Here is a 2,790-nt window from a genome sequence, read left to right on the forward strand (position 1 = left end):
CCCGTACTCTGCTGAATTCCGTTGTGGGTGAGCGGAGTTGGTGGGCGGCGGGTGAGGAGCGGCGCGGTATGGACACGGTGATCGGGACGGTCGGCGCGATCGGGGAGCAGGGTGGGGCCGGGTATGGGGCCGAAGATACGGCCGACCCCGGGAATGGGTTCCTGCGCTGCTTCGGACGCCAGATGAAACTCCTGCGCGAAGCCGCCGGACTCACCCAGGCGGAGCTGGCCGTGCTCGTCGGCTACGGGGAGGCGCAGATCGCCTCGGTGGAACAGGGGCGACGGATCCCGAAGCCGGAGCTTGTGGACGCGGTGGACCGGGCGGTGGGCGCGGGCGGGGTGCTTTCCGCGATGAAGGCGGAGTTGGGGCGGGCGCGGTACCCGGGGTTCTTTCGGGAGTACGTACGCCTGGAGGCCGAGGCCACGGAGCTCCACGCCTACGACTCGCAAGTGGTGAACGGGCTGCTTCAGTGCGAGGAGTACGCGCGGGCCGTCTTCGCGATGTGGCGGCCACTTTTGGACGAAGACACCGTCGAACAGCGGCTGGCTGCCAGGCTGGATCGGCAGAAGCTCTTCGCTCGTCGTCCCGCCCCGCTGCTGAGTTTCGTCATTGAAGAGGCGGTCATTCGGCGACCCCTCGGCGGGCCGCACATCCTGCGGTGCCAGTTGGAACAGCTCATCCTGGTGGGGCACCAGAGGAACGTCGAGATCCAGGTCATGCCGATCGACCGCGATGAACACGCAGGCTTGGCAGGGGCGTTCACATTGATCCTCAGCAAGACGCGGCGCAGGATGGGCTATGTGGAGGCGCAGAGTCAGAGCGCGATCCACTCGGACCCGGTAAAGGTCCAGAATCTTGAAGCCACATATGGCATCTTGCGGGCCCAGGCGCTGACTCCGAAGGAGTCGATGGGCTGGATCGAGACGCTCTTGGGAGAGTTGTGACGACGAACAGTGACAAGCAGACGAACCCGGTCTGGGTGAAGAGCAGTTACAGCGCTGGAGACGGTGGTCAGTGTGTGGAGGTCGCGCGGGCGGTTGGGACTGTCCGCGTACGGGATTCCAAGCGGGCCGCCGGGCCGGTTCTCGCGGTCGGGGCGGCGGAATGGGCCGCGTTCCTGCGGCTGGCCGCGCGCGGCTGAACGGCACGCGGAGGGGCCGGAGACTTCGGCATTGTGAAGTCTCCGGCCCCTCAAGCGTGTTCGGGCGGCGATCCTACTTCTCTGCCGCGCGCCTTCCGCCCCGCTTCTTCTCGGGGCGCCAGTCGTCGAGGTCGGTCTGGGTGAGTTCGCGGTTGAGGAGGCCCGCGCGGAGGGCGGAGCGGAGGTCTTCGGCGGGGTTGCCCCCGAACTCCTCGTCGTAGGCGTCGTGCCACTGCTGCACCCAGGGCAGGATCTCCGCGAGACCGGCGAGGAGGGGGATGAAGCGGGGGTCCTCCTTGACCCAACCCTCGCGCTCCAGGCGGTCGTTGAGGATGTAGACCAGGGCTTCGGCCTGCTGGCGGTGGTTCCAGCCGGCCCAGCCGATGAGCAGGGACGTGTCGTTGTCTGGGGCGGAGCCGGGGTAGGAGACGAACCGTTCCTTGGGGACGTCCAGCTTGCCGCGGTTCGACCAGAAGCTGTGCTTGAGGAAGTCGGCACCGGTGTACTTCGGCGGGGGCTTGATGTCCAGCCGCTCGCCGTCCTCGTTCTCGTCCTCCTCGCGCTGCTGCTCCCAGACCCGCTCCCACTGGACGCGCTTGCGCAGGCCGGAGTCCTTGTAGCGGAGAGCGGCGAGGTGGGGCACGTGCTCGGGTTCGATGACGGCAGTGAGGACCGTGGATAGGGGGACGTCACGCTTGTTGAGGTGGTCGGCGGCGTAGAGCGCGGCGACGGCCTGTACGTCCTCGTCGTGGCGGAGGGCGTCGGCGAGCTGGAAGATGGTGAGGGGGCGGGGGGCGTCGTACCCGTCGTCCTCCTCGAACCACAGCTCTTCGCGTTCGGCGGCGTCGAGCAGCCAGGTGCGGAGTGCGGCCGCCTCGCGCTTTTCCCACGGTTCGGAGGACCAGCGCCGCTTGAACTCGGGGCGCTCGATGAGGCGGATGTCCTTGTCGTGCGTGATGAGGTCGAGGCGCGCCTCAACGATTCTGCGGTAGGGCTCAGGCCAGTCGGAGGGGATCTCGGTGACGGGGGTGGAGCCGTGCCGCGTGAACCACGCGGTGTCCGTGTCGCTGGCGGCGAGCGCGATCTCGAACGCGCGCTGGCCGAGGGCGAGTTGGGGTACGTCTGCGTCGGTCAGGGTGGAGGGATCGCCGGAGAGTGTGGTGCGCGCGACCTCGGCGGGCGTGAGGAGCCCGTACAGCCCGTACACGACCCAGTCCAACTCCTCCTGGAGGAGGATCATCCTGGCGCGGATTCGGTCCTGCTCGGTGCGGGCTTCGGCCAGGGCTTCGCGGGTGGGAGGTGAGAAGGCGGCGAGGGCGGAGGGTTCGAGCTGGGCGAACTTCTGGGCGAGGGTGTCGAGTTCGAGACTCAAGGAGTGCGGGAGCTCGGCAGGGAGGGGGAACTCTTGGAGCTTGGTGCCAGTGAACTCGTAGCGGTCGATCCAGGCTTCGGATGTCCAGCGGTTGCCGCCTCCACTGGAATTGTCGGTGCCTCCCTTGGCCTGGCTGACCTGCTTGAGCCAGAAGCAAGCCACTGACGAGTTCAGTACCTCCAGCAGCTCCAGGTGCCGCTGCTCCGTTGCACCTTCCGGTAGCTTGATCACCGGGGCGGAACGGTTGAACACCTTCCCGCCCCGGTGATCAAGCTAC

General features: G+C 67.5%; 2 protein-coding genes and 1 pseudogene. 2 read left to right on the plus strand and 1 reads right to left on the minus strand.

Features of this window, described 5'->3' with window-relative positions:
* Window positions 1–68 precede the first annotated feature (68 nt).
* Window positions 69–944, plus strand: coding sequence for a Scr1 family TA system antitoxin-like transcriptional regulator (locus J0695_RS34505; RefSeq protein WP_206968719.1), 876 nt, complete (start codon window positions 69–71; stop codon window positions 942–944).
* Complete coding sequence (locus J0695_RS34510; protein WP_206968718.1) at window positions 941–1,141, plus strand: DUF397 domain-containing protein; 201 nt, start codon at window positions 941–943, stop codon at window positions 1,139–1,141. Before J0695_RS34505 ends, J0695_RS34510 begins: the two co-directional genes overlap by 4 nt.
* Window positions 1,142–1,214: 73 nt before the next feature.
* On the opposite strand, the pseudogene pglX reads toward J0695_RS34510, so the two are convergent.
* Window positions 1,215–2,768: pseudogene (gene pglX, locus J0695_RS34515) on the minus strand (BREX-2 system adenine-specific DNA-methyltransferase PglX); the annotation flags it as partial.
* Window positions 2,769–2,790 lie beyond the last annotated feature (22 nt).

The sequence above is a fragment of the Streptomyces beijiangensis genome, assembly GCF_017315755.1.
Lineage (GTDB): Bacteria > Actinomycetota > Actinomycetes > Streptomycetales > Streptomycetaceae > Streptomyces > Streptomyces beijiangensis.

Coding starts and splice junctions, on each gene's coding strand:
- J0695_RS34505 (WP_206968719.1), top strand. CDS start 69: ATGGACACGGTGATCGGGACGGTCGGCGCGATCGGGGAGCAGGGTGGG.